The 22,727-nt window shown below is 71.0% G+C and carries 22 protein-coding genes; 8 read left to right on the forward strand and 14 right to left on the reverse strand.

Annotated features, from left to right (window positions below; genetic code table 11):
* Positions 1–39: 39 nt before the first annotated feature.
* Positions 40–1,362: a GH1 family beta-glucosidase gene (locus G3I78_RS35835; protein WP_164432513.1), complete on the forward strand. Its 1,323-nt coding sequence runs from the start codon at positions 40–42 to the stop codon at positions 1,360–1,362.
* Entirely contained in the window at positions 1,359–2,597 is a 1,239-nt protein-coding gene (locus G3I78_RS35840) for an MFS transporter (RefSeq protein WP_164432515.1), read from the forward strand. Before G3I78_RS35835 ends, G3I78_RS35840 begins: the two co-directional genes overlap by 4 nt.
* A gap of 95 nt (positions 2,598–2,692) precedes the next feature.
* Here the strand turns inward: G3I78_RS35840 and G3I78_RS35845 are convergent, their stop codons facing one another.
* Complete coding sequence (locus G3I78_RS35845; protein ID WP_164432517.1) at positions 2,693–3,547, reverse strand: NAD(P)-dependent oxidoreductase; 855 nt, start codon at positions 3,545–3,547, stop codon at positions 2,693–2,695.
* A 119-nt stretch (positions 3,548–3,666) separates the two neighbouring features.
* On the opposite strand from G3I78_RS35845, the gene G3I78_RS35850 reads away from it, so the two are divergent.
* Positions 3,667–4,521: a helix-turn-helix transcriptional regulator gene (locus tag G3I78_RS35850; protein ID WP_164432519.1), complete on the forward strand. Its 855-nt coding sequence runs from the start codon at positions 3,667–3,669 to the stop codon at positions 4,519–4,521.
* Here the strand turns inward: G3I78_RS35850 and era are convergent.
* Positions 4,518–5,486, reverse strand: coding sequence for a GTPase Era (era, locus tag G3I78_RS35855; protein ID WP_164432521.1), 969 nt, complete (start codon positions 5,484–5,486; stop codon positions 4,518–4,520). The two genes, G3I78_RS35850 and era, sit on opposite strands and share 4 nt — an antisense overlap.
* A 142-nt stretch (positions 5,487–5,628) precedes the next feature.
* On the opposite strand from era, the gene G3I78_RS35860 reads away from it, so the two are divergent.
* Genes G3I78_RS35860 through G3I78_RS35870 form a run of 3 tightly spaced genes read left to right on the forward strand, consistent with a single transcriptional unit; the run spans position 5,629 to position 7,648 of the window.
* Positions 5,629–6,939, forward strand: coding sequence for an ammonium transporter (locus tag G3I78_RS35860; protein WP_164432523.1), 1,311 nt, complete (start codon positions 5,629–5,631; stop codon positions 6,937–6,939).
* On the forward strand, positions 6,936–7,274 hold the full coding sequence (locus tag G3I78_RS35865) for a P-II family nitrogen regulator (RefSeq protein ID WP_164432525.1): 339 nt from the start codon (positions 6,936–6,938) through the stop codon (positions 7,272–7,274). Before G3I78_RS35860 ends, G3I78_RS35865 begins: the two co-directional genes overlap by 4 nt.
* Positions 7,274–7,648 (forward strand): hypothetical protein, encoded by a 375-nt coding sequence (locus G3I78_RS35870; protein ID WP_164432527.1) that lies wholly within the window; start codon positions 7,274–7,276, stop codon positions 7,646–7,648. Before G3I78_RS35865 ends, G3I78_RS35870 begins: the two co-directional genes overlap by 1 nt.
* On the opposite strand, the gene G3I78_RS35875 is transcribed toward G3I78_RS35870, so the two are convergent.
* From G3I78_RS35875 to G3I78_RS35895, 5 genes are all read right to left on the reverse strand, one after another.
* Complete coding sequence (locus G3I78_RS35875) at positions 7,645–8,583, reverse strand: DUF916 domain-containing protein (RefSeq protein WP_164432529.1); 939 nt, start codon at positions 8,581–8,583, stop codon at positions 7,645–7,647. The two genes, G3I78_RS35870 and G3I78_RS35875, sit on opposite strands and share 4 nt — an antisense overlap.
* Positions 8,584–8,636: 53 nt before the next feature.
* Complete coding sequence (locus G3I78_RS35880; RefSeq protein WP_164432531.1) at positions 8,637–9,953, reverse strand: beta-xylosidase; 1,317 nt, start codon at positions 9,951–9,953, stop codon at positions 8,637–8,639.
* Between the two features lie 158 nt (positions 9,954–10,111).
* Positions 10,112–10,585, reverse strand: a complete 474-nt coding sequence (locus tag G3I78_RS35885; RefSeq protein ID WP_164432533.1) for a DUF3570 domain-containing protein — start codon at positions 10,583–10,585, stop codon at positions 10,112–10,114.
* Between the two features lie 205 nt (positions 10,586–10,790).
* Positions 10,791–11,144: a cytidine deaminase gene (locus G3I78_RS35890; protein ID WP_164432535.1), complete on the reverse strand. Its 354-nt coding sequence runs from the start codon at positions 11,142–11,144 to the stop codon at positions 10,791–10,793.
* 55 nt (positions 11,145–11,199) lie between these two features.
* On the reverse strand, positions 11,200–12,015 hold the full coding sequence (locus G3I78_RS35895; RefSeq protein WP_239158275.1) for a helix-turn-helix transcriptional regulator: 816 nt from the start codon (positions 12,013–12,015) through the stop codon (positions 11,200–11,202).
* A 167-nt stretch (positions 12,016–12,182) separates the two neighbouring features.
* Between G3I78_RS35895 and G3I78_RS35900 the strand changes: the two genes are divergently transcribed.
* A complete protein-coding gene (locus G3I78_RS35900; RefSeq protein WP_164432539.1) occupies positions 12,183–13,616 on the forward strand; it encodes an MFS transporter in 1,434 nt (477 codons plus the stop codon).
* Here G3I78_RS35900 and G3I78_RS35905 read toward each other — a convergent pair.
* Genes G3I78_RS35905 through G3I78_RS35920 form a run of 4 tightly spaced genes read right to left on the reverse strand, consistent with a single transcriptional unit; the run spans position 13,578 to position 17,872 of the window.
* Positions 13,578–13,937, reverse strand: a complete 360-nt coding sequence (locus tag G3I78_RS35905) for an MmcQ/YjbR family DNA-binding protein (RefSeq protein WP_164432541.1) — start codon at positions 13,935–13,937, stop codon at positions 13,578–13,580. The genes G3I78_RS35900 and G3I78_RS35905 overlap by 39 nt on opposite strands.
* Entirely contained in the window at positions 13,934–15,235 is a 1,302-nt protein-coding gene (locus G3I78_RS35910; RefSeq protein WP_164432543.1) for a hemolysin family protein, read from the reverse strand. The genes G3I78_RS35905 and G3I78_RS35910 overlap by 4 nt, the downstream gene beginning before the upstream one ends.
* Entirely contained in the window at positions 15,232–15,729 is a 498-nt protein-coding gene (gene ybeY, locus G3I78_RS35915; RefSeq protein WP_164432545.1) for an rRNA maturation RNase YbeY, read from the reverse strand. Before ybeY ends, G3I78_RS35910 begins: the two co-directional genes overlap by 4 nt.
* 13 nt (positions 15,730–15,742) lie before the next feature.
* Positions 15,743–17,872 (reverse strand): PhoH family protein, encoded by a 2,130-nt coding sequence (locus tag G3I78_RS35920; RefSeq protein ID WP_164432547.1) that lies wholly within the window; start codon positions 17,870–17,872, stop codon positions 15,743–15,745.
* A gap of 251 nt (positions 17,873–18,123) precedes the next feature.
* On the opposite strand from G3I78_RS35920, the gene G3I78_RS35925 reads away from it, so the two are divergent.
* Positions 18,124–18,876, forward strand: coding sequence for an FAD binding domain-containing protein (locus G3I78_RS35925; protein WP_164432549.1), 753 nt, complete (start codon positions 18,124–18,126; stop codon positions 18,874–18,876).
* 2 nt (positions 18,877–18,878) lie between these two features.
* Here the strand turns inward: G3I78_RS35925 and G3I78_RS35930 are convergent, their stop codons facing one another.
* From G3I78_RS35930 to G3I78_RS35945, 3 genes are all read right to left on the reverse strand, one after another.
* A complete protein-coding gene (locus tag G3I78_RS35930) occupies positions 18,879–20,030 on the reverse strand; it encodes a PfkB family carbohydrate kinase (RefSeq protein WP_164432551.1) in 1,152 nt (383 codons plus the stop codon).
* A 439-nt stretch (positions 20,031–20,469) separates the two neighbouring features.
* Positions 20,470–21,759 (reverse strand): glucarate dehydratase family protein, encoded by a 1,290-nt coding sequence (locus G3I78_RS35940; protein ID WP_164432553.1) that lies wholly within the window; start codon positions 21,757–21,759, stop codon positions 20,470–20,472.
* Positions 21,756–22,652: a 5-dehydro-4-deoxyglucarate dehydratase gene (locus G3I78_RS35945; protein ID WP_164432611.1), complete on the reverse strand. Its 897-nt coding sequence runs from the start codon at positions 22,650–22,652 to the stop codon at positions 21,756–21,758. Before G3I78_RS35945 ends, G3I78_RS35940 begins: the two co-directional genes overlap by 4 nt.
* Positions 22,653–22,727: the final 75 nt, after the last annotated feature.

Here is a 22,727-nt window from a genome sequence, read left to right on the forward strand (position 1 = left end):
CGTTGACTTCCCTACCCGCCGGTACCGATGATCCGGCGCATGGCGACTCAAGAGCATCCGATCCCCCCGTTCCCGGCCGGCTTCCTGTGGGGCGTCTCGACCTCGGCCCATCAGATCGAGGGCGCGGCGGACGAGCGCGAACGCTCCGTGTGGGACGCGTTCACGGCCGAGCCCGGCCGGGTGAAGGACGGCTCGACGGCGGACGTGGCCTGCGACCACTACCACCGCTACCGCGAGGACGTCTCCCTCCTGGCGGGCCTGGGCGTGGACGCGTACCGCTTCTCGATCTCCTGGCCGCGGGTCCGCACCGACAAGGGCCTCGACTTCTACGACCGTCTCGTGGACGAACTGGTCGCCGCGGGCGTACGTCCGGTCCCGACCCTCTTCCACTGGGACCTGCCGGAGTCCCTTCAGGAGGAGGGCGGCTGGCTGAACCGGGACACCGCCTCCCGCTTCGCCGAGTACGTCTCCGTCGTCGCCGACCGTCTCGGCGACCGCGTCAAGAAGTGGATCACCATCAACGAACCCGCCGAACACACCTTGTTCGGCCACGCGTTGGGCGCCCACGCCCCCGGCAAGCAGCTGATGTTCGACGCGCTGCCCGCCGCCCACCACCAACTCCTGGGCCACGGCCTGGCCGTACAGGCCCTGCGCGCGGCCGGCGCCACGGACATCGGGATCGCCAACTCGCACGGCCCGACCTGGCCGGCCTCCCAGGACCAACCGGACCTGGAGGCGGCCGACTTCTACGACCTGCTCCTGAACCGCCTGTTCGCCGACCCCGTCCTGCTCGGCGAATACCCCTCAGGGCTCGGCGACTTGATGCCGGGCGACGTGGCCGCGGACCTCAAGGTCATCAGCGAGCCCCTCGACTTCTACGGCGTCAACTACTACGCCCCGACCCGCGTGGGCGCCCCGCAGGGCGAGGACATCGAGTTCGGCGGCCTGACGATCCCCGCCGAACTCCCCTTCTCCGTCCAGGAGATCGAGGGCGTCCCGGTGACGGACTTCGGCTGGCCGGTGGTCCCGGAGGGGCTCACCGAACTCCTCACCGCCTTCCACGAGCGCTACGGCGACCGGCTCCCGCCCGTCGTCATCACCGAGAACGGCTGCTCCTACGACGGTCTCGACGACCGGAACCGGATCGCCTACCTGGACGGCCACATCCGCGCGCTGCACAAGGCGGTCGAGGCGGGCGTGGACGTACGCGGCTACTTCGTGTGGTCGCTGATGGACAACTTCGAGTGGGCGGAGGGGTACGCGCAGCGCTTCGGGCTGGTGCACGTCGACTTCGACACCCGGGCCAGGACCCCGAAGGCGTCGTACGACTGGTACCGCGACCTGCTCAGGGCCCAGCGGTGAGCACGGCTCTCGCCGAGCCCGTCGAGCGGGTCGGCAAGGGCTGGACCGCGTCCCTGTCGCTGGCCAACGTGGCGATCTGGGTGGGCTGGTACGGCCCGCTCCAGATCCTGCTGGCCCGGCAGGCGGAGGACTTCGCGCCCGGCACCGGGATGTCGAAGGAGACGCTGCTGGCCTGGGTGACCGGGGTGGGCGCGGTGGTGTCGCTGGCGGCCAACCCGTTCTTCGGCGCCCTGTCGGACCGGACCACGGCCCGCTGGGGCCGCCGTAGCCCCTGGATCGTGGCCGGTGCGGCGGGCGGCGCGCTGTCGTTGCTGGTGCTCGCCGGGGCGGGCGGGCTGTGGCTCATGATGCTCGGCTGGTGCCTGGTCCAACTCACCCTGAACGCGGCCTTCGCGGCGGTCACGGCCGCCGTGCCGGACCGGGTGCCACGGCTCCAGCGGGGCGCGGTGGGCGGCTGGATCGGGGCCGCGCAGATCCTCGGCGCGGTCGTCGGCACCGGCCTCGCCACGGCGGCGGGCGGGATCGCGGCGGGCTATGCGGCGTGCGCGGTGTTCACGCTGGCGGGTGTGCTGCCGTACGTGCTCCGCCACCGCGACCTGACCCTGCCGGCCACGGACCGACCGCCCTGGTCCTGGCGCGGGTTCACGCGCGGTTTCTGGCTGAGCCCGCGCGCGTATCCGGACTTCGCGTGGGCCTGGCTGACCCGCTTCCTGATCAACCTCAGCAACGCGCTGGTGATCCTCTACCTCCTCTACTACCTGCGCGACCGCCTCCACCGCGACGACCCCGAACAGGGCGTGCTGATCCTCACGGCGGTGGACAGCGTGGCCCTGCTGGCGACCGTCGTGGTGGGCGGCGTCTGGTCGGACCGGGTGGGCCGCCGCAAGCCGTTCGTGCGCTGGTCGGGTCTGCTGATGGCGGTGGCCACGGGACTGCTGGCCGTCTGGCAGACCTGGCCGAGCGCGATCATCGTGGCGGCGCTGCTGGGGGTGGGCCTGGGCGTCTTCATGTCGGTCGACTTCGCCCTGATGACGGATGTCCTGCCGAAGGCGGCGGACCGCGGAAAGGACCTGGGCGTCATCAACGTGGCCAACGCCCTCCCCCAGGTGGCCGCCCCCGCACTGGCCGCACCGATCGTGACGCACCTGGGGGGATACAGGGTGCTGTACGGACTGGCGGCAGCGGTGGGTTTGGCGGGGGCGGTACTGGTCGGCCGTATTAGAGGCGTCGACTAGATCTACCCAGGGGCGCGGGGCTGCATCGATATGCGGCTCCGCCGCGTGGGCGCGACCAGCCCCCACCGGCCGGCAGACGACAATCGGCCTGCTTTTCAGAGCGCCCCCGCCTCCCGCGCGGCATAAACAGACGGATACACAGGCCGATACCCCAGTTCCCTACGAATCCGCTCCGTGGACATGATCACCAGCCACGGATCCGGATCGACCCGCTCGTACAACTCCCCCGGAATCTCCACCCCGTTGAGCTGATGCAACTCCACCGCCGTCACCGGCGCGTCGTCGGCGATGTTGTACACCCGCCCCGCGATCCCCGGCGCGTGCAGAATCCGCAGCAACCCCTGGGCCACATCGGCGTGGTGGCCCACGTGCAGCCGCTGGGCCGACGCCCAGTTCTTCGCCCACATCAGCGACTGCGCGAGATGCGGATCCCCCTCGCCGTACACGAAGGGCAGCCGGGCGATCCTTACGTCGAGCCCCTCCAGCCCGAGCAACGACCGCTCGGCCTCCGCCTTCGACTCCGGGTAGGCACCCCACATCGACCCGCCCGGAAGGGACTCGTCGTCCTCGGTGAGCGGTCGCCCGCGCCCGGTGCCGTAGACAAGACCGGTACTGACCTGCACGAACCGCCGAACGCCTGAGGCCGCCGCGGCCCGCCCCAGCTCCACCGCCGCGTCCCGGTTCACGGCCCGCGCCTCCTCGTCCGGCACGCCCCGGAAGGCCGCGGCGACGTTCACGACGGCGTCGGCCCCTGCGACCGCCTTGCCGAGCGCCTCCGTGTCCCGCAGATCTCCTACGACGACCTCGGCGCCGAGTTCCGCGAAGGGCTCGGCGCGGGCCGCGTCCCGTACCAGCACCCGTACCTGCTCCCCGGGCCGGGACTGCGCGAGCAACCTCGGGACGAAGCGCCGGCCGACCTGTCCTGTCGTACCTGTCACCAAAGTGAGCATGTTTGCGTTCCTCTCGTCCGGACCAGCGTGGAACGGCCCGGCACGGACCGGGAGAGACCTCTTGATCGGGGGATCGGGAGTCCCTGGATAAGCCGGGCGGGGTGGCGCACGCTGGAGGGGTGAACCGAGCCGAACTCGCCGACTTCCTGCGCCGTGGCCGCGCCCGGCTGAACCCGTCCGACGTGGGCCTCGCGCCGGGCGCCCGGCGTCGTACGCCCGGACTGCGCAGGGAGGAGGTGGCGCAGCTGGCCGGGATGTCGGTGGACTACTACACGCGTCTTGAGCAGTCCCGGGGCCCGCGCCCGTCCCGCCAGATGCTGACGGCGCTGGCCCGTGCGCTACGGCTGACGGACGTCGAGCAGGACCATCTGTTCCACCTGGTCGGCGAGGAGCCGCCGCGCCGGGAGACGGCGTCGGCGCATGTCCGGCCGGGACTGCTGCTGATCCTGGACCGGCTGCACGACACCCCGGCGCAGGTGGTGAACGACTGCGGGGAGGTGCTGGCGCAGAACGCGATGGCCAAGGCGCTGGTCGGGGACGCGATGTCGCGTCCGCGGCGGGAGCGCAACCTGACCCGGCGCTTCTTCCTGGATCCGACCGCGCGCACGCTCTTCCCCGAGGAGGATCTCGCGGACCACGCGCGCACCCAGGTGGCCACCCTGCGCGCGGTGACCGCGGCCCGCCCGGACGATCCGGAACCGGCCGCGCTGGTCGCCGAACTCCGGGCGGCCAGTGAGGAGTTCGCGCGCCTGTGGGACGAGCACGAGGTGTCCCGGCGCAACAAGGCCACGAAACGCTTCGTGCACCCCGTGGTAGGCCTGCTGGAACTCGACTGCGAGGTCATGGTCAGCCACGAACACCACCACCTCCTGGTCGTCCACACGGCCCGCCCGGGGACGGAGGCGTACGAGCGGCTGCAACTGCTGCGAGTGGTGGGCTTCCAGGACCTGTCCCCGCAGGAGACAGCCCCCTAGAACCCCAGCTTCCGCAACTGCCGGGGATCCCGCTGCCAGTCCTTCGCCACCTTCACATGGAGGTCGAGGAAGACCGGCGTCCCCAGCAGCGCCTCGATCTGCTTGCGCGACTTGATGCCGACCTCCTTCAGGCGCTTGCCCTTGGGGCCGATGATGATGCCCTTCTGGCTGGGGCGCTCGATGTAGACGAAGGCGTGGATGTCGAGGAGGGGCTTGTCGGCGGGGCGGTCCTCGCGGGGGAGCATCTCCTCGACGACGACGGCGATGGAGTGCGGGAGCTCGTCGCGGACGCCCTCCAGCGCGGCCTCGCGGATCAGTTCCGCGATCATGACCTGCTCGGGCTCGTCGGTGAGGTCGCCCTCGGGGTAGAGGGCCGGGCCCTCCGGCAGGAGCGGGACGATCAGGTCGGCCAGCAGACCCACCTGCTTGTCACCGACCGCCGAGACCGGCACGATCTCCGCCCACTCGAAGCCCAGCTCCTTGCTGAGCTGGTCGATCGCGATGAGCTGCTCGGCGAGGGTCTTGGAGTCGACGAGGTCCGTCTTCGTGACGATCGCGATCTTCGGCGTCTTCTTGATCGACGCCAGCTCCTTCGCGATGAAGCGGTCACCGGGACCGAGCTTCTCGTTCGCCGGCAGACAGAAGCCGATCACGTCGACCTCGGCCCACGTCGTGCGGACGATGTCGTTGAGCCGCTCCCCCAGCAGCGTGCGCGGCTTGTGCAGCCCAGGGGTGTCGACCAGGATCAGCTGGGCGTCCTCCCGGTGCACGATCCCCCGTACCGTGTGCCGCGTGGTCTGCGGCTGGTTCGCGGTGATCGCCACCTTCTGGCCGACCAGAGCGTTCGTGAGGGTGGACTTGCCCGCGTTGGGGCGGCCCACGAAGCAGGCGAAGCCGGCGCGGTGGGGTGCCTGCGACGAGGCCGACGGCTCGGATGACTGACTGCGAACGCTCATGCGCCCCATTCTCCCTGATCCACAGAGCGCCGCCGCACCGTGAGGTTTCGGTAACCCCAAGGCAACGAAACGTCACGGAAACACGGCCGTACGCGTCCGGAAACGCACGCCGGTGACCCTCTGACGAGCCCCCACCTCGTTGGAGACCTCCATGCCTCTCGCCGCGCAAGGCATCGACACCGGTGACACCGCCTGGCTGCTCGCCGCCACCGCCCTCGTCCTGCTGATGACCCCGGGCCTCGCCCTCTTCTACGGCGGCATGGTCCGCACGAAGAGCGTCCTCAACATGCTGATGATGAGCTTCGTGTCGATCGCCCTGGTCACGGTGGTGTGGCTGGCGGCCGGCTACTCCCTGGCCTTCGGGGACGACGTCGGCGCCGGGCTCATCGGCGGGCTGGAGCACGCGGGCATGAGCGGTCTCGGCCCGGACAGCGTCCAGGGCACCGTGCCGACCCTCCTCTTCGCCACCTTCCAGCTGACCTTCGCGATCATCACGGCCGCGCTGGTCAGCGGTGCCATCGCGGACCGCGCGAAGTTCGGCGCCTGGCTGGTGTTCGTCCCGGTCTGGGCACTGCTCGTATACGTTCCCGTCGCCCACTGGGTGTGGGGCCCGGGCGGCTGGGTGCTGGACAAGCTCGGCGCGCTGGACTTCGCGGGCGGTCTGCCGGTGGAGATCACCTCCGGCGCCTCCGGTCTGGCGCTCGCGCTGGTCCTCGGCCCGCGGCTCGGCTTCAAGAAGGACGCCATGCGCCCGCACAACCTGCCCATGGTGATGCTGGGCGCCGGTCTCCTCTGGTTCGGCTGGTTCGGCTTCAACGCGGGCTCGGCGCTCGGCGCCAACGGCCTCGCCGCCGCGGCCTTCCTCAACACCCTCGCCGCCGGCTGCACGGGCCTGCTCGGCTGGCTCTTCGTCGAGCAGCGGCGCGACGGCCACCCCACCACCCTGGGCGCGGCGTCCGGCGCGGTCGCGGGCCTGGTCGCGATCACCCCGTCCTGCGGCTCGGTCTCCCTGCTGGGCGCGCTGGTCGTCGGCCTCGCCGCGGGTGTCGTCTGCTCGTACGCGGTGGGCTGGAAGTTCAAGCTGAACTACGACGACTCGCTCGACGTCGTCGGCGTCCACCTGGTCGGCGGCGTCATCGGCACGCTCCTGATCGGTGTCTTCGCGGAGAAGGCGATGACCGGCGGCGCCGAGGGCCTGCTGTACGGCGGCGGGCTCGCCCAGCTCGGCAAGCAGCTGGTGGCCGTGGTCGCCGTGGGGACGTACGCCTTCCTGATGACGTACGGCATCGGGAAGCTGATCGACAAGGTGATGGGCTTCCGGGCCGACGAGGAGCACGAGCACACCGGCCTCGACCTTACGGTGCACGCCGAGACCGCATACGATCACGGCGTCCTGGGCCATGGTGCCCCGGTCGGCGCGTCCTCCGTCCCCTCCGCTCAGAAGGCCAAGACCCAGGCATGAAGCTCATCACCGCGATCGTCAAGCCGTACCGCCTCGACGAGGTCAAGACCGCGCTCCAGGAGATCGGCGTCCACGGCCTGACCGTGACGGAGGCCAGCGGCTACGGCCGTCAGCGCGGCCACACCGAGGTCTACCGCGGCGCCGAGTACCAGGTCGACCTCGTCCCCAAGGTCCGCATCGAGGTGGTCGTCGACGACGCCGACTCGGAGACGGTCATCGAGGCGATCGTCAAGGCCGCCCACACCGGCAAGATCGGCGACGGCAAGGTGTGGGCCCTGCCGGTCGAGACGGTCGTACGGGTGCGGACGGGCGAGCGCGGGCCGGACGCCCTCTGATGGGCGGTGGGTGGTACGTACTCGTCGAGGCGAACAAGGGCTACGGCGACGACACCTGGCTCCTGAAGGACAAGGTCCACGTGGAGGGCGGCCGGGAGCAGGCGCTCGCGCGCGCCGAGGAGTTGAGCCTCACCTACCCGGAGGGGCCGGGGCACGCCCAGGAGTACGGCCGTCTCGTGTTCCGGACCTCCGAGACGAGCTGGCTGATCGAGTTCAAGAGAGAGGCGTGGCAATCGGGCTGGGACGCACCCCACGTCTTCACCGGGCACGCCCGACTGACCGTCGCCGAGCTCGTCGCGTCGAAGGAGCCCCCTCCCGCGAAGCGCCCCGAGCCGAAGAAGGGCACCCTGCGCCGAGCCCTGGGCCGTGACTAGACGACCGGTGTCCGTGCTCGCCGTGCCCTGATGAACAGCACCGTCCCGGCGGCGGCCCCCGCCCCCAGCACCACCGCGACCAGCCACGGCAGCGCGAAGAAGGACGCGCTCGCCGACTCCCGGGTGTCCTGCGCGCTCGCCGTCAACTTCACGTCGCCCCAGTCGAGTTGCGGCGAGCCCCGCCACGGCTCGGTCAGCCGCACCCGCTGCCCGGGCAGCAACTCACCGGGAATCCGCGCCAGTTCACGGGAGAGCAGTGTCCGTCCGAACAACCCCGTCGCCCTCAGCTCCACCTTCGGGTTCAACGTGACGTTGCCGGTGTTGCGCAGGGTGTACGAGATCGTCGCCCCGCTGTCCCCCAACCCCGGTACCAGCGGCTGGTGATGGCTGACGCGGACGTCCTCGACGGTGATCGCCGGAAGGGTGGGCCCGCCGACGCGCAGGTAGATCCGCGCGGCCACGGCCCGCTGCACACCGAGCGCCACCGCACCGTCGCCCTTGTCGATCCGTTCGTCCAGGGCGACCAACGCGCCCGGGTGGTCGCCCGGTTCGGCGCCCTCGGGCACGGTGAGCGTGAAGGGCACGGTGACCTTGCCGTGTGCGGGGACGGTCACCCGGGACTTCGCGGGCTTCGCCCACGCCCCCACCCCGCGCTGCTTCTCCGCGGCCGTGCGCACGGCGAAACCGCCGTCGCGGGCGGTGTTGTAGGCGTCGGCGGCGTAGAGCCGGAAGGTCAGCGGCTCGGCGGTCTTGTTGGTGACGACCACCTTGTCGTCGATGGACTGCCCGGGATCGACGGAGAGATAGAAGTAGGGGCGCGCGGCGATCTGGGAGGCGGCCGGATAGACGGACCAGCTGCCGTTGTCGGCGGCGTGCGCGGGCGCGGCCTGCACCGCGAGGAACAGGCCGAGCAGGAGGGCGTACAGCTTGCGCATGGGTGCGGACCCCCACGAGTTGGACGGGCGGGTGCGGGCGCCCGTACGGTCGGTCAGCTGAGCGTGAGGGTGAGAACGCCGGAGTACGTGCCCACGGGCGTGAACGCCGGTACGTTCAGGGAGAGTCCGGCGTCCACGGTGAACTCACCGCCGGTGAGCGTGCCGTTGGGGGTGGACGCGAGAGTCGCTCCCGAGGCGCCGACCGTGCCGGCGGAACCGGCCTGGCAGGTGCTCGGGCTGCCCGCCTTGGTGGCGCAGGCGGGACTCCAGCTCAGCGCACCGGCGTCGATCTTGGCGCCGGGTCCGGTGAAGTCGGTGACCTTGCCGGTGAGGGACCAGCCGGCCGGGCCGCCGCGGAAGTCCTGGACCGTCACCTTGTTGAGGTCACCGGTCGAGGCCCCGCCCTTGCCGTAGTCCACCGCCGAGAGGCTGACGGCGTCCCCGGCCTGGGACATGGACAGGGTGCCGGCCTTCACCGTGGTGGTGACCTTCTGGCTGCCGGCCGGGACGGGTGTGTCGTCGATGACGGTGTAGGCGGCGGGACCGGCCCCGAGGTCGTCGCTCCAACTGGCCCCCTCGTACGCCACGATGCCCGTCGTCGACTTGTCGTTGACGGTCAGCGTGCCGCTGAAGGAACCCGTGGAGTTCGCCGTCACGGTGGCGGTGTCCCCGGTCTGGGTGCCGCCCGCGCGTCCGGCGAGGGTGACGGTGGCGCCGGGCGTGAAGTTGCTGCCGCCGACGGTCACCCCGGCACCGGGGCTGCCGGAGGCCGAACCCAGCTGGATGGCACGGGTGTTGGGCACGGGCACATCGGTCGCCGTGACGGTCTCGGAGACCGGTGCGGGCGGGTTGGTGACCGTGCAGGGGGTGTCCAGCTCCAGGATGTAGCTGGTGTGGATGTTGTAGTCGCCGGGCGAGAGGGTGATCGCCCCCGGCGCGGTGACCGTGAAGGTGCCGGTCATCGAGAACGACGGGAAGGCGCCGTTGCCCGGGACCGGGTCGTTCTTCTTCGGCCCCGCGACCGTCACGGAACCGGTCTGCGCTCCGCCGAGGGTGACCTTTCCGGTGGGCGTCATGATGTCGGCCGGCAGTGCGAGGGCCGTGGGGTTGCTGGCGGCGGGCTTGACCACCTTGTAGGTCACGGTGACGGTGTCACCGACCTCGGGGGTGGTGTCGCTCACCGAGATGTTGGCGGTGGTGGTCCCGTCGATCGGCGGGATGCCCGCGACGGCGGGCGGGATGCAGTGCGTGGCGAAGTCCACGTCGGTGGCGGCGCCGGCCGGACAGGCCAGCGCACCGCCCGTCGTGACCGCGAGCGCGGTCGCCCCGAGCAGCGAAGCCCAGCGGCGTCTTCGGGTTGTCGAACCCATGGGTGTGCCCCCTCTCTTCTGCGCTCACTGGGGGCATTGATGTGTGGATCGCGTGAGAAGTCAATGGAGCCGCCGCAGAAAACTGACGATTCATCAGTTTCCGCGGCGGCCAAGGGCGTTGCCCGATCAGTTGCCCAGTCGGTTGCTCAACCGGTTGCTCAGTCGAACACGAACGGCCCCGGCGACTGCGCCCCGGTCGCCGTGCAGGTGACGGTGATCCCGAAGACGACGATCTTCAGCGAACCGCCGTAGGACTCCAGGCTGTCGCCGGAGTTCACGGTGCCGCTGAGCGGACCGACGGTGACGGGGTCACCGGCCGCGATGGCCGGGTTCTCCGTGCCGCTGAAGGTGGTGGTGCCACCGTTCGCGTTCACGAAGGTGAGGGTCGAGGTGATCGAGTCGGCGGAGAGCGCGAGCGGTGCGTTGATCGCCGAGGTGACGGTGACGGTGGCGGCGGTGCCGTCCTGGGTGGCGGTGAGGGTGGCCTGCCCGCTGCCGTAGATGCCACAGTCCGCGTCGATGGTCGCGGTGTCCGGGGTGACGGCGAGGGCGGCGGGCGCGAACGCGAGCCCGACGGCCGCGAGTGTGCCGACCGCCAGTGCCGCACCGGTGCCTATGCGCTTGCCTTTCATGGAATCCGGTTCCCTTCCCGTGGTGGGGACTGCCATGTGGGGATGGACGGGGGGTGCATTCCGACGGGCGGCCGGCCTTCACGGGGCGTGGTGCGGGACGCCGCGCGAGCTGGAATCTGACGGTCCGTCGGAATTTCCGGTTCCATTGATACGCGTGGGACGGGGAACGGCAAGCCGGAAATCCGGCCAAGTGTTACCGCGGGTATCAGCCAGCGGTCACCGTACTGCGCACGGTGCCGTCGGCCCCCGCCACCAGCACCGGAGTCTCCGGCCCGCCCAGCTCCCGCACCGCGGCCCGGTCCAGCTCCGAGGCCGATTCGGCCTCCGTCACCACGGCCGCCGCCTCCAGCGACCTCGCCCCGGACGCCACCGCCATGGCCACCGCCGTCTGCAAAGCACTCAACCGCAACGAGGGAAGGTCCACCGTCCCGGCCACATACGTCCGCCCGGTGTCGTCCCGTACGGCCGCCCCCTCGGGCACCCCGTTCCGGGCCCGAGCCGAACGGGCCAGGGTCACGATCTTGCGGTCCTCGGGGTCAAGCGCGCTGTTGTCGGTCATGGCAGGAGCATACGAAGCGCACCGCGGATCACCGCGCCACGGGGTACGGGGTACGTCACCCCGCCACCGGATACATCGCCCCGCGCCGCCCCTCCGGCGAGGCCAGCCACTCCAGCTTGGCCGCGGTGTTCGCCTCGTCCAGCGGGGTGTGCAGGACGACCGTCAGATCGGGGCGGGCCGGCACCTTCATCGCCGTCGACTCCACGCACAGCAGCCCGACCAGCGGATGGTCGAGCTCCTTGCGGATCACCCCGGCGTCCTCGATGTCCCGCCGCTCCCACAGCTCGGTGAACTCGGCGCTCGCCTCCTTCAGCCGGGCCAGCACCTCCGGGAAACCCTCGTCGTGCGGGCGCGCGGAGGAGGCCGCCCGGAACTGGGCGACGACCGTGCGCGCGTTCTGTTCCCAGCTGTGCGATCGCGACCGGTACAGCGGGTCGGTGAAGAAGTCGACGATGCAGTTCTGGGTGTTCTCCGGCCGCATCCCGAGCACCCAGCCGGCGGCGTCGTTGTACATCACGCAGTTGTAGTACGGGTCCATGATGTGCGCCGGATACGGCATCCACGCGTCGATCAGCCGCCGCAGCCCCTCACAGCCGTGCTCGGCGGCCGGCTCGGGCGCGGGCGGGTTCAGCCCGGCAAGGACGTACAGATGCCGCCGCTCCGCGTTGCTGAGCCGCAGCACCCGCCCGACCGAGTCCAGGACCTGCGGGGAGACGGAGATGTCCCGCCCCTGCTCCAGCCACTGGTACCAGGACGCGCCCACCCCCGCGAGCACCGCGACCTCCTCGCGCCGCAGCCCCGGCGTCCGCCGCCGCGCCCCGCCGTCCGGCAGCCCGGCCTCGGCGGGCGAGACCCGGGCCCGCCGGCTCATCAGGAACTCCCGCAGCTCACTGTGCCGTTCACTCCTGGGTACGGCCTCGGGCACGAACGCATCCCCCTCGTTGTCGCCAACCGGTGTCACCCCGTTGCCTGGTGGTGCCACCACCAGCACAACCTGCCGCTCCCCACGGCTATTCCGACGCGCGCAGGCTCTTGCCCATGGCGATCGACACCCAGAGCCCCACCACCGACCCGCTCGACACCCCCCGGTTGTCGACGCGCGACAAACTCGTCCTGTTCGTCCTGTGCGCGGCCCAGTTCATGGTCGCGCTGGACTTCTCCGTCCTGAACGTCGCCCTGCCCGTCCTGGGCACCGACCTCGGCATGAACCAGTCCGCCCTCCAGTGGGCGGTCACCGCGTTCGCGCTCCCGTCGGGCGGCTTCCTGCTCCTGTTCGGCCGCATCGGCGACCTCTACGGCCGCCGGAAGCTGTTCCTCACCGGCCTCGCCCTGTTCGGCGCGGCCTCCCTCCTCGCGACCCTCGCCTGGGACCCGGCGTCCTTCCTCGCCGGACGCGCCCTCCAGGGCCTCGGCGCGGCGGCCATCGTGCCGACCGGCATGTCCCTGCTGACCACGACCTTCCCCGAGGGCCCGGCCCGCGACCGCGCCCTGGGCATCTCCGGCACCCTGCTCTCGCTCGGCTTCACCATCGGCATGGTGGCCGGCGGCACCCTGACCGACACCCTCGGCTGGCGCTCCACGATGGGCCTGCTCACCCTGTTCGCCCTGATCGTGCTCCCGCTGGCCCCCGGCCTGCTCCCGGAGTCCCGCACCCCTCACCGCCCCCGCCTGGACATCCCCGGCGCGACCACCGTCACCGGCGGACTGCTCTCCCTGATCTACGCCCTCTCGACCGCCGCCGACCACGGCTTCGCCCGCCCCGACGTCATCACGACCCTGATCACGGGCGTCCTGCTCCTCGCGGCCTTCATCAGGATCGAGTCCCGTACCGCACAACCCCTGGTGTCCCTCCCCATGCTGCGCCGCCGCACGGTGGCCTGGGGCAACATCGGCGGCCTGGTCACCTTCTCGATGATGTCGACGGTCGTCTTCGCCCTGACCCTCTACCTCCAGGAGATCCTGCACCTGTCCGCCTTCGAGACCGGCCTGGTCTTCGGCGTCCAGGGCGTCCTCTCCGCGGTCGCCGGCACCTACGCCCCGAAGGTCATCGGCCGCCTCGGCGCCCACCGCACACTGGTCGCCTCGCTCGCCGGCCAGGGCGCCCTGATCGCCGCCCTGCTGGGCCTGGACACCGGGAGCTGGTCGGTCTGGCTCGCCACGGCCGCCGTCTCCCTGGCCAGCATGTGCCACCTCGGCGCGATCATCTCGTACGGCATCACGGTGACCTCCGGCGTCCCCGACGCGGAACAGGGCCTGGCCACCGGCCTGGTCACCTCCACCCAGCAGGTCGGCATCACCGTGGGCATCCCCCTGCTCGGCGTCCTCGCCACCACCTCGCACGACCTGCTGACCGGCGTCCACACGGTCCTCGCCCTGGACGCGGTGATCGTCCTCGCGGCGGCCGTGCTGGTCGGAGTGGGGCTGCGGGTGCGCTCAGGGGCGGTCGAGACGCAGCCGCTCGGCGCGCGGTAGACCGGCCACCACCAGGTCGTACGAGTCCTCCACGAGCTCCCGGATCATACGGTCCGGGAGCTCGCCGTCGACCGTGACGGTGTTCCAGTGGCGCTTGTTCATGTGATAGCCGGGGATGATCAGCCCCGGGTGGTCGGCGCGCAGCCGGATCGCGTCCTCCGGGTCGCACTTGAGGTTGACCTTCAGGGGCCGCGCGTCGATCCAGCTCAGGGCGAACAGCTTGCCGAGCACCTTGAAGACCGAGATCTCCGGGCTGAACGGGAAGTCCTCCACCGAAGCGTTGAAGGACAGGCACAGGGCGCGCAGCTCCTCGGGGGTCACTCTTCCTCCGTCTCCTTCTCGGCCGCGGAGTCCACCGGCTCCACCAGCACGGTCACGATCTTGTTCCGGCGCCCGGCGGCGGCCTCCGCGGTCAGCCGCAGCGCACGCCCGTCCGGGAGTTCCACGACGGAGGACGCCCCGGCGATGGGTACCCGCCCCAGCGCCTTCGCGAGCAGCCCGCCGACGGTCTCCACATCCTCGTCGTCGTACTCGTCGAGGCCGTACAGCTCACCGAGGTCGGTGATGTCGAGGCGCGCGGTGACCCGGAAGCGGTCGTCGCCCAGCTCCTCCACCGGCGGGAGTTCACGGTCGTACTCGTCGGTGATCTCCCCGACGATCTCCTCCAGGATGTCCTCGATCGTCACGATCCCGGCCGTGCCGCCGTACTCGTCGATCACGACGGCCACGTGGTTGCGGTCCTGCTGCATCTCGCGCAGCAGATCACCGGCGTTCTTCGTGTCCGGCACGAACGCGGCGGGCCGCATCGCCGTGGACACAAGCTCGCTCTCCGCGTCCCGGCTGATGTGCGTCTTGCGGACCAGGTCCTTCAGATACACGATCCCGACGATGTCGTCCTCGCTCTCCCCGGTCACCGGGATACGCGAGAAACCCGACCTGAGCGCCAGGGTCAGCGCCTGACGGATCGTCTTGTAGCGCTCGATGACGACGAGATCGGTGCGCGGCACCATGACCTCCCGCACCAGCGTGTCCCCCAGCTCGAAGACCGAGTGCACCATCCGGCGCTCGTCGTCCTCGATCAGGGACTCCTTCTCGGCGAGGTCGACCAGCGCGCGCAGCTCCGCCTCGGAGGCGAAGGGACCACGCCGGAAGCCCTTGCCGGGAGTCAGCGCGTTGCCGATGAGAATCAGCAACGACGGGATCGGGCCCATGACCCGGGCCAGCGGAAGCAGGATGTACGCCGCCGCGGTCGCCGTGTTGAGCGGATGCTGACGCCCGATGGTGCGCGGCGAGACCCCCACCGCGACGTACGACACCAGCACCATCACCCCGATCGCGACCAGCAGGGCACGGGTGGTGCCGGGGAACTCCTGGAGGCAGGCGTAGGTGACCAGCGCGGCGGCCGCCATCTCGCAGGCGACGCGCACCAGCAGCGCCACATTGAGATAGCGGGTCGGGTCGGCGGCGATCTGGGCGAGCTTGGCACTGCCCCGACGGCCGTTCCGTACGGCCTCCTCGGCACGGAAGCTGGAGACCCGCGCGAGGCCCGCCTCCGCACAGGCGGCGAGCCACGCGACCACGACCAGGGCGATGGCGCCGGAGACGAGGGGCAGACTCATGAGACGGTCGGCGCGGGAGACGGACCGGTGAGCCCCTTCTCCGACCTCCACCCGTCCACGATGGCCGCCTGGAGACCGAACATCTCGGCCTTCTCGTCCGGCTCCTCGTGGTCGTACCCGAGCAGGTGCAGCACCCCGTGCACGGTGAGCAGTTGAAGCTCCTCGTCCATGGAGTGCTGCGTCTCGGCCTCCTCGCCCTGCCGCTTGGCGACCTCGGGACAGAGCACGATGTCACCGAGGAGGCCCTGCGGGGGCTCGTCGTCGTCCTTGCTGGGCGGCCGCAGCTCGTCCATCGGGAACGACATGACGTCGGTGGGCCCCGGCAGGTCCATCCACTGGATGTGCAGCTGCTCCATGGCGTCGTCGTCCACGACGATCACCGAGAGCTCGGAGAGCGGGTGGATGCGCATCCGCGCGAGCGCGTAGCGGGCGATGTCGAGGATCGCCTGCTCGTCGACCTCGGTTCCGGACTCGTTGTTGACGTCGATCGACATGGTGCTGGCTTGTCTACTTCCGCTTGTTCCGGCCGCCCTTGTGGGTGCCGTTCTCCGTGCCGTTCTGGCTGTCGTACTTCTCGTACGCATCGACGATACGGCCGACCAGCTTGTGCCGTACGACGTCCTGCGACGACAGCCGCGAGAAGTGCACGTCGTCGAGCCCCTCCAGAATGTCCTGCACCTGCCGCAGCCCCGACTTCGTCCCGTTGGGCAGGTCCACCTGCGTCACATCACCCGTGATCACGATCTTCGACTCGAACCCGAGCCGGGTGAGGAACATCTTCATCTGCTCGGGGCTCGTGTTCTGAGCCTCGTCCAGGATGATGAAGGCGTCATTCAGGGTGTTGTGCGTGAGCAGGTAGTCCTGCGTGACGTACAACGAGTCCTCGGCCGCCACCTGGATGCAGACGGTCTCCTCCCGGCCCGCGGGCTCGATGCTGTCGATGAACCGCATCGGGCGCCCGCCTCCTCCGGCCGCGTGGTACTTGTCGCGCTTGCGGGCGAGACGGAAGGGTTCGATTCCTTCGGGGAGGCGGATGTCGACGACGTGGGTGTCGTGGCGATGAGCACCCAGAGCAGTGCCCTGCTTCCGGTCTTCGGCAAGCCGACGGCGCGCGTAGGCGACGCCACCGAGCGACTGGACCAGGGCGATGATGTCGTCACGCAGGAGAATCGACGTGGTCGAGAACTGAACCCGGCACGTGCGGTCCTTCTGCGTGACCGGTCCGCCGTCGGAGTCGAGGAGACCCTGGAGCACGGACAGTCGTACGTCGGCCGAGTTGTACAGGTAGTCGTCCGGGACGAACTTGGTGTGCGAACGCGTACGCAGCAGATCCAGCTCACGCATGACCCGCGTGACGGGATTCTCCAGGGTGACGACGTCTCCAGGAGACTTGATCCGGTTGAGAACGTAGTCAGGACCGCTCTTGTGCCTGACCGCGACACCGGGCAGCGCGGCTTCCAGAGCCACGGCCAGCTCACGGTCCTCGGTCGCGAAGGACGGAGTGGTGGATCCGGTCAGGCAGCCATCGCCCAGGAGCAGTCCCAGCGCGTACGGATCCATGGGAACGTCACGCTCGGGGAAGCTGACCGGCGCCGTGAGCATCGGCAGTTCGTACCGGCGCGCATGGGCCGCCCGCAGGTTGCCGATCATCTCCTGGGTCTCCAGGACCCGCCACGGCTTGTCACGACGCTTGTCGTCGCGCGTCCTGACCGTCCACAAGTGCTCACCGCACGCCAGGGTCCAGGAGCCGTCCTGGGCGGTGACGCGGTAGATGTCACGCTCGCCCTGCGGATAGACACCGAGAACCGGGGTCGGCTCACCGTTCGAGCCAATGACCAGGTCACCGACCTGGAGGTCGCCAATGGGGCGCCAGCCATCCGGTGTGAGGACGTTCGTGAAGAGCGGTTGTGAACGACCCCGCATATACGCCAGCGGCGCCACCTCGATCGTCCCCGCCGCCATCAGCTTCGGGATCGAGTCCGGGTCCAGCATGTCGTGCAGGGCGTCGTACAGCGGGCGCAGGTAGGGGTCGATCTTCTCGTAGAGGGTGCCGGGCAGGAAGCCCAGGCGCTCTCCGGCCTCCACCGCGGGGCGGGTCAGGATGATGCGGTTGACCTGCTTGGACTGGAGGGCCTGGACCGCCTTGGCCATGGCGAGGTAGGTCTTGCCGGTGCCGGCGGGGCCGATGCCGAAGACGATCGTGTGCTTGTCGATCGCGTCGACGTACCGCTTCTGGTTGAGGGTCTTGGGGCGGATGGTGCGGCCGCGCGAGGACAGGATGTTCTGTGTGAGCACCTCGGCCGGGGTCTCCTGGCCGTCGCTCGTCCCGTTCTCACTCGCTCGCAGCATGGCGATCGAGCGTTCCACTGCGTCCTCCGTCATCGGCTGTCCGGTGCGGAGCACCAGCATCATCTCGTCGAACAGGCGCTGGACCAGGGCGACGTCCGCCGCCCCACCGGTCGCGCTGATCTCGTTGCCCCGGACATGGATGTCGGCCGCCGGGAAGGCCTTCTCGATCACGCGCAGGAGCGAGTCGCCGGACCCCAGGACCGAGACCATGGGGTGCTGGGCGGGGACGGTGAAGTGTGCACTCGCCTGCCCCTGCGCGGGGCTGTGACCTGTGGGTGTCTGAGTCATGGGCCGGCGCTGAAGGCCTGCGGTTCCTCCTCGTCACGGCCGCACAGCGGAAGGCGGCCTCGCGGTTCAAGAGTACGACGGTGCACTGACAACGCCGTAGGACTTTTCTGCGGTGAGGGCGCCCTGAATGAAGCGGTGAGCCCTGCATGCTCCCCCAGTACTCGGGGGAAGACTGCGCTTGCTGCCACGCGTGTTCGAAGACCTCGAAGGCGGCGGTGGCCACGAGTCCGTACGGAGAAAGCAGGAAGACCGTGCTGTTGCGTCTGCCCACGACCCTGCCCGAGGCACAGGAGTGTCTGACCGACGGGGCGATACCCGTCGGCGGCGCCACGCTCGTGTGGGCCGCGTGGCAACGCGACGGCTTCCCCGAGCAGGCCGTGTCGCTGCGCGAGGTGCCGGAGGCGAACGTCCTGGGTGCCGGTGAGCTCGGTGCGGCGGTGCTGCTGCACCGGATCGACGAGCGGGTGCCGGAGGTGCTGCGCCGGGCCGCGTCCGGCATCGGCACCGGGGCCGTGCGGCGCACCGCGACGGTCGGCGGGAACGTCGTCGGCAGCACCCTGCGCTGTCTGCTGCCCGCGGCGCTCGTCCTGGATGCCCGCGCCCGGGTGCTGGCGGCGGAGGGGCCGTTCGAGACCGACCTCTCCGAACTGCTCGCGAAGAAGCCCCTGCTGCTGAGCCTGCGCTGGAACGACCCGCTCGTCAGCGGCTACCGCAAGGTGACCGAGGCCCCGGGCGGACCGCCGCCGCTGGTCGTCGCCACGGCCGTGCACGCGACCGAGGAGGGCGGCCAGGTGCTGCGCGTCGCCGTCCGTGACGGCTACGAGTTCCTGAGCGAGAGCGTGCCCTGCGGAACCGGAACCGGAACCGACCCCGACCCCGGCACCGACTCCGACGCCGTCCTCGACGCACTGTGGGCCACAAGCATCGGCGCCCTCCCCGAAGAAGCCCGCGAGGTGGTCCGCGAGCAGGTGGTCTCCGTGCTGGAGCGGGCCGCCGAGCGCTGAGGTCAGGCCGACCCGCCGAACCCGATCGTCGGGACCGCGCGGCGCAGCGGCCAGGGCCTCGCGTCCGTCTCCGGCACCAGGCCCGCGAGGAACGCGTACCGCCTGAGCGCCGCCGGTTCCTGTCCGTCGACCGACTGGACCTTGCGCCACCAGGCGCCGATCTCGGACCAGCCCGGCGCGGAGAGCGAGCCGCCGAACTCCTGGACGGAGAGCGCGGCGGTCAGTCCGGCGAAGGCGAGCCGGTCCGCGAGCGGCCAGCCGGCGAGGGTGCCGGTGACGAATCCGGCGACGAAGACGTCCCCGGCGCCGGTCGGGTCCAGCGCCTCGACCTCGATCGCCGGGACCTCGGCGGTCTCCCCGGTCCGCCGGTCCACGGCGTACGCGCCCTCCGCGCCCAGGGTCACGACGGCGAGCGGCACGTGCTCGGTCAGTGCGTGCGCGGCCTCGCGGGGGCAGCGGGCGCCGGTGTAGCGCATGGCCTCCTCGGCGTTCGGCAGGAAGGCCTCGCAGTGTTCGAGGTCGGCGAGGCCGGCCAGGTCCCACGCCCCGGTCTCGTCCCAGCCGACGTCGGCGAAGATCCGGGTGCCGTGGCTCGCGGCCTGGGCGATCCAGGGGGCGCGCTTGCCGGGCTCCAGGGACGCGACGGCGGCACGCGCGCGTGGGGGGCAGTCCGGGGCGGGCTCCTCCGGGGGCGGTTCGTGGCCGTGGGAGACCATGGTGCGCTCGCCCTCGTAGGCCATGGAGACGGTGACCGGGGAGTGCCAGCCGGGCGCTGTGCGCGAGGGTGAGAGGTCGATGCCCTCGCCCTGCTCCAGGGCGTCCCAGCAGTACTCGCCGTAGTGGTCGTCGCCGAAGGCCGCGGCGAGCGAGGTGCGCAGCCCGAGGCGCGCGAGGGCGGTCGCCATGTTCGCCACGCCGCCGGGGCTCGACCCCATGCCGCGGGCCCAGGACTCGGTCCCGCGCACCGGGGCGGAGCCGAGCCCGGTGAAGACGATGTCGAGGAAGACGGTGCCGGTGAGATAGACGTCCCAGGGCGGATCGCCGGGTGCGCGCACGGCGGCCAGGGGGTCGACCTGGGCCTGGCACTGCCCGGTCCTCCCGATGTACGACGGTCCCTTTCCGCTGGACACGGCGGGCGCGTTGGACGCGATCACGGTGAGCTCCCTGCACGTGGTGCCGATCAGGCCAGTCTGCACCACGTCACCGACAACGGGTCGGCGCTCACCGCCGACCCGCCCGTCACGTCAGCCTGTCGCAGGTCCGGGGCGTGCCGTCCGGGCCGCGCCGGGTGTGGCCCGCGGGGCCGGAGCGACGGCGGCGACCTTCTCCGGCCGCGTCCGGATCCGGTCGTTGCGGCCGGCGAGGAACCCGACGACCGTCAGCCCGTGGAGTCGATCAGCTCGATGCCGGGCACGGCCGCCCGTGCGTCGGGACAGTTCTGCGGGATGGTCCAGAAAGATCAGTGAGGCCGGCTTGAACCCCGTGGCGGCCGGGCACAGCGCCCCCCAGCCCGGCCGACCCGTAGCCCCGGCCCCCGGTCACCAGCAGGGCACGGCTCCGAGCCGCCGCTGGCAAGATCCGCGAGCTCCCCGGTCACCAGCGGGGCACCCCCGGCGTGACCCACCCCGGCTCGGCGACCCGCATCGCCGCAGCGTCGTCCCGCTCCCGCAGTGACCCGTCGTCGTCGAGCCAGCGCTGGTGCAGGAACCGCAGCTTCTCGCGGTCGAGTTCGACTCCGAGGCCGGGCGCGTCGGGCACGGTGACCTTGCCGCCCGAGAACGTCAGCCGCTCGGTGAGCACGTCCTCGGACTGCCACGGGTAGTGGGAGTCGCAGGCGTGGTGGAGGTCGGGCACGGTGGCGGCGACGTGGGTCATCGCGGCCAGGCTGATCCCGAGGTGGGTGTTGGAGTGCATGGAGACGCCGACGCCGAACGTCCGGCAGATCGCGGCGAGTTGCTGGGTGTTGCGCAGCCCGCCCCAGTAGTGGTGGTCCGAGAGCACCACCTGGACCGCGTCCCGCCCGAACGCCTCCTTGATCTCGGCGAAGGTCGTCACGCACATGTTGGTGGCCAGCGGGACGTCGGTCCCGGCGGACACCTCGGCCATCGCGGCGGTGCCGAGCGCGGGATCCTCCAGGTACTCCAGGACGTCCCCGAGTTCCTGGGCCACCTTCAGCGAAGTGGCCACGCTCCAGGCCCCGTTGGGATCGAGGCGCAGCGGATGTCCGGGGAACGCCTCGGCGAGGGCCCGTACCGCCGCGATCTCCTCGTCCGGCGGAAACACCCCGCCCTTGAGCTTGAAGGAGGTGAACCCGTACCGCTCGGTGAACAGTCGGGCCTGCGCCACGATCCCCGCGGGGTCGACGGCCGTTCCCCAGTCGTCCTTCTCGGCGGTGACCCCCTCGGGGTGGGAGCCCCACTTGTAGAACAGGTACGCGCTGTACTCCACGGCGTCGCGCACCTTGCCGCCGAGCAGCGCGTGCACCGGCAGTCCGAGTGCCTTGCCCAGGGCGTCGAGGCAGGCGACCTCGAACCCGGAGACGACGGACAGCCGCAGCTTGTCGGCGGTCTGCACGCCCCGCAGGCCCCCGACGTCGACCTGTCCGGAGACCCGGGAGGAGTCGACGGCCACCTGGTCGGCGACCGTGAACAGCCCGTTCAGATCGCCGACCTGACGACCGATCAGCCGGGAGGCGAAAGGCCGGGCCAGTTCGAGGTACTTGGTGTCGCCGTACGTCTCCCCGACCCCGGTGATCCCGTCGGCGGTCTCCACCTCGACGATCAGCCGGGGCGTGTACGGCTGGTGCACGCCCTGCGTGTTCAGCAGCGGCGGGTCGGCGACCAGGATCGGCGTCAGGCGGACGTCGGTGATCGTGAGGTTCACAGCGAAGCTCCTACGAGGTCGAGACCGGTGGTCAACAGCGCGCGCAGATCCGCCAGATCGGCGTCCGACGGGTCGGTGAGCGGCGCCCGTACGGGTCCCACGGGCCGCCCCCGCAGCCGGGCCGCGGCCTTCACCAGGGACACGGCGTACCCGGGCACCCGGTCCCTGAGTTCGACGAGCGGGACGTAGAACTCGCGCAGGAGTTTCTCGACGGTGCCGTCGTCGCCGTCGTGCAGGGCGGTGAAGAAGGCGTCGGCGATCTCGGGGGCGAAGGCGTGCACGGCCGAGGAGTAGGCGGGGACGCCGACGGTGGCGTAGGCGCGGGCCTGGATCTCGGCGGTGGAGGCGCCGTTGAAGAACAGGAAGCCTTCGGGCGCGGCGAGGGTGAGCCGCTGGAGCCGGTCGAGGTCGCTGTGTCCGTCCTTGAGCCCGATGACCCCGGGGATGGCGGCGACCCGCCTGAACGCGTCGGCGCCGAAGGCGACTTGGCCGCGCTGGTAGGCGATGAGCGGCAGCGGGGTGCGGGCCGTGATCTGCTCCAGCTGGGCGACGAGCCCGTCCTGCGGGACGGCGACCAGGTAGTGCGGGAGGACCAGCAGGGCGTCGGCGCCCGCCTCCTCGGCGATCCGGGCGAAGCGGACGGCCTGTGCCCAGCCGTAGCCGATCCCGGCGACGACGGGCACCCGGCCGCCGGCCTCCTCGACCGCGACGGTGACGACCTGGCGGTACTCGTCCTCGTCGAGGGAGAAGAACTCGCCGGTGCCGCAGGCGGGGAAGACCGCGCCGGGGCCGGTGGCGATCTGTGCGGCGAGGTGTGCGCGGAGGCCGTCGGGGTCGAGGGTGCCGTCGTCGTGGAAGCTCGTGAGCGGGAACGACAGGACACCGCGCGCCATGCCGTCCCGCAGCCGCCGGGCCGTGTCGGCCGTGTCGGCCGTTTCCGGGTCGAGGGTCACCCTCACTCATCTCCC

The organism is Streptomyces sp. SID13726, from assembly GCF_010548375.1.
GTDB lineage: Bacteria > Actinomycetota > Actinomycetes > Streptomycetales > Streptomycetaceae > Streptomyces.

What these genes read in the sequence shown, in the direction of transcription:
- G3I78_RS35835 (WP_164432513.1), top strand. Translation starts at nt 40, where the DNA reads ATGGCGACTCAAGAGCATCCGATCCCCCCGTTCCCGGCCGGCTTCCTG.
- G3I78_RS35845 (WP_164432517.1), bottom strand. Translation starts at nt 3,547, where the DNA reads ATGCTCACTTTGGTGACAGGTACGACAGGACAGGTCGGCCGGCGCTTC.
- era (WP_164432521.1), bottom strand. Translation starts at nt 5,486, where the DNA reads ATGGGGCGCATGAGCGTTCGCAGTCAGTCATCCGAGCCGTCGGCCTCG.
- G3I78_RS35860 (WP_164432523.1), top strand. Translation starts at nt 5,629, where the DNA reads ATGCCTCTCGCCGCGCAAGGCATCGACACCGGTGACACCGCCTGGCTG.
- G3I78_RS35865 (WP_164432525.1), top strand. Translation starts at nt 6,936, where the DNA reads ATGAAGCTCATCACCGCGATCGTCAAGCCGTACCGCCTCGACGAGGTC.
- G3I78_RS35870 (WP_164432527.1), top strand. Translation starts at nt 7,274, where the DNA reads ATGGGCGGTGGGTGGTACGTACTCGTCGAGGCGAACAAGGGCTACGGC.
- G3I78_RS35875 (WP_164432529.1), bottom strand. Translation starts at nt 8,583, where the DNA reads ATGCGCAAGCTGTACGCCCTCCTGCTCGGCCTGTTCCTCGCGGTGCAG.
- G3I78_RS35880 (WP_164432531.1), bottom strand. Translation starts at nt 9,953, where the DNA reads ATGGGTTCGACAACCCGAAGACGCCGCTGGGCTTCGCTGCTCGGGGCG.
- G3I78_RS35885 (WP_164432533.1), bottom strand. Translation starts at nt 10,585, where the DNA reads ATGAAAGGCAAGCGCATAGGCACCGGTGCGGCACTGGCGGTCGGCACA.
- G3I78_RS35890 (WP_164432535.1), bottom strand. Translation starts at nt 11,144, where the DNA reads ATGACCGACAACAGCGCGCTTGACCCCGAGGACCGCAAGATCGTGACC.
- G3I78_RS35895 (WP_239158275.1), bottom strand. Translation starts at nt 12,015, where the DNA reads ATGAGCCGGCGGGCCCGGGTCTCGCCCGCCGAGGCCGGGCTGCCGGAC.
- G3I78_RS35900 (WP_164432539.1), top strand. Translation starts at nt 12,183, where the DNA reads ATGGCGATCGACACCCAGAGCCCCACCACCGACCCGCTCGACACCCCC.
- G3I78_RS35910 (WP_164432543.1), bottom strand. Translation starts at nt 15,235, where the DNA reads ATGAGTCTGCCCCTCGTCTCCGGCGCCATCGCCCTGGTCGTGGTCGCG.
- ybeY (WP_164432545.1), bottom strand. Translation starts at nt 15,729, where the DNA reads ATGTCGATCGACGTCAACAACGAGTCCGGAACCGAGGTCGACGAGCAG.
- G3I78_RS35920 (WP_164432547.1), bottom strand. Translation starts at nt 17,872, where the DNA reads ATGACTCAGACACCCACAGGTCACAGCCCCGCGCAGGGGCAGGCGAGT.
- G3I78_RS35945 (WP_164432611.1), bottom strand. Translation starts at nt 22,652, where the DNA reads ATGGCGCGCGGTGTCCTGTCGTTCCCGCTCACGAGCTTCCACGACGAC.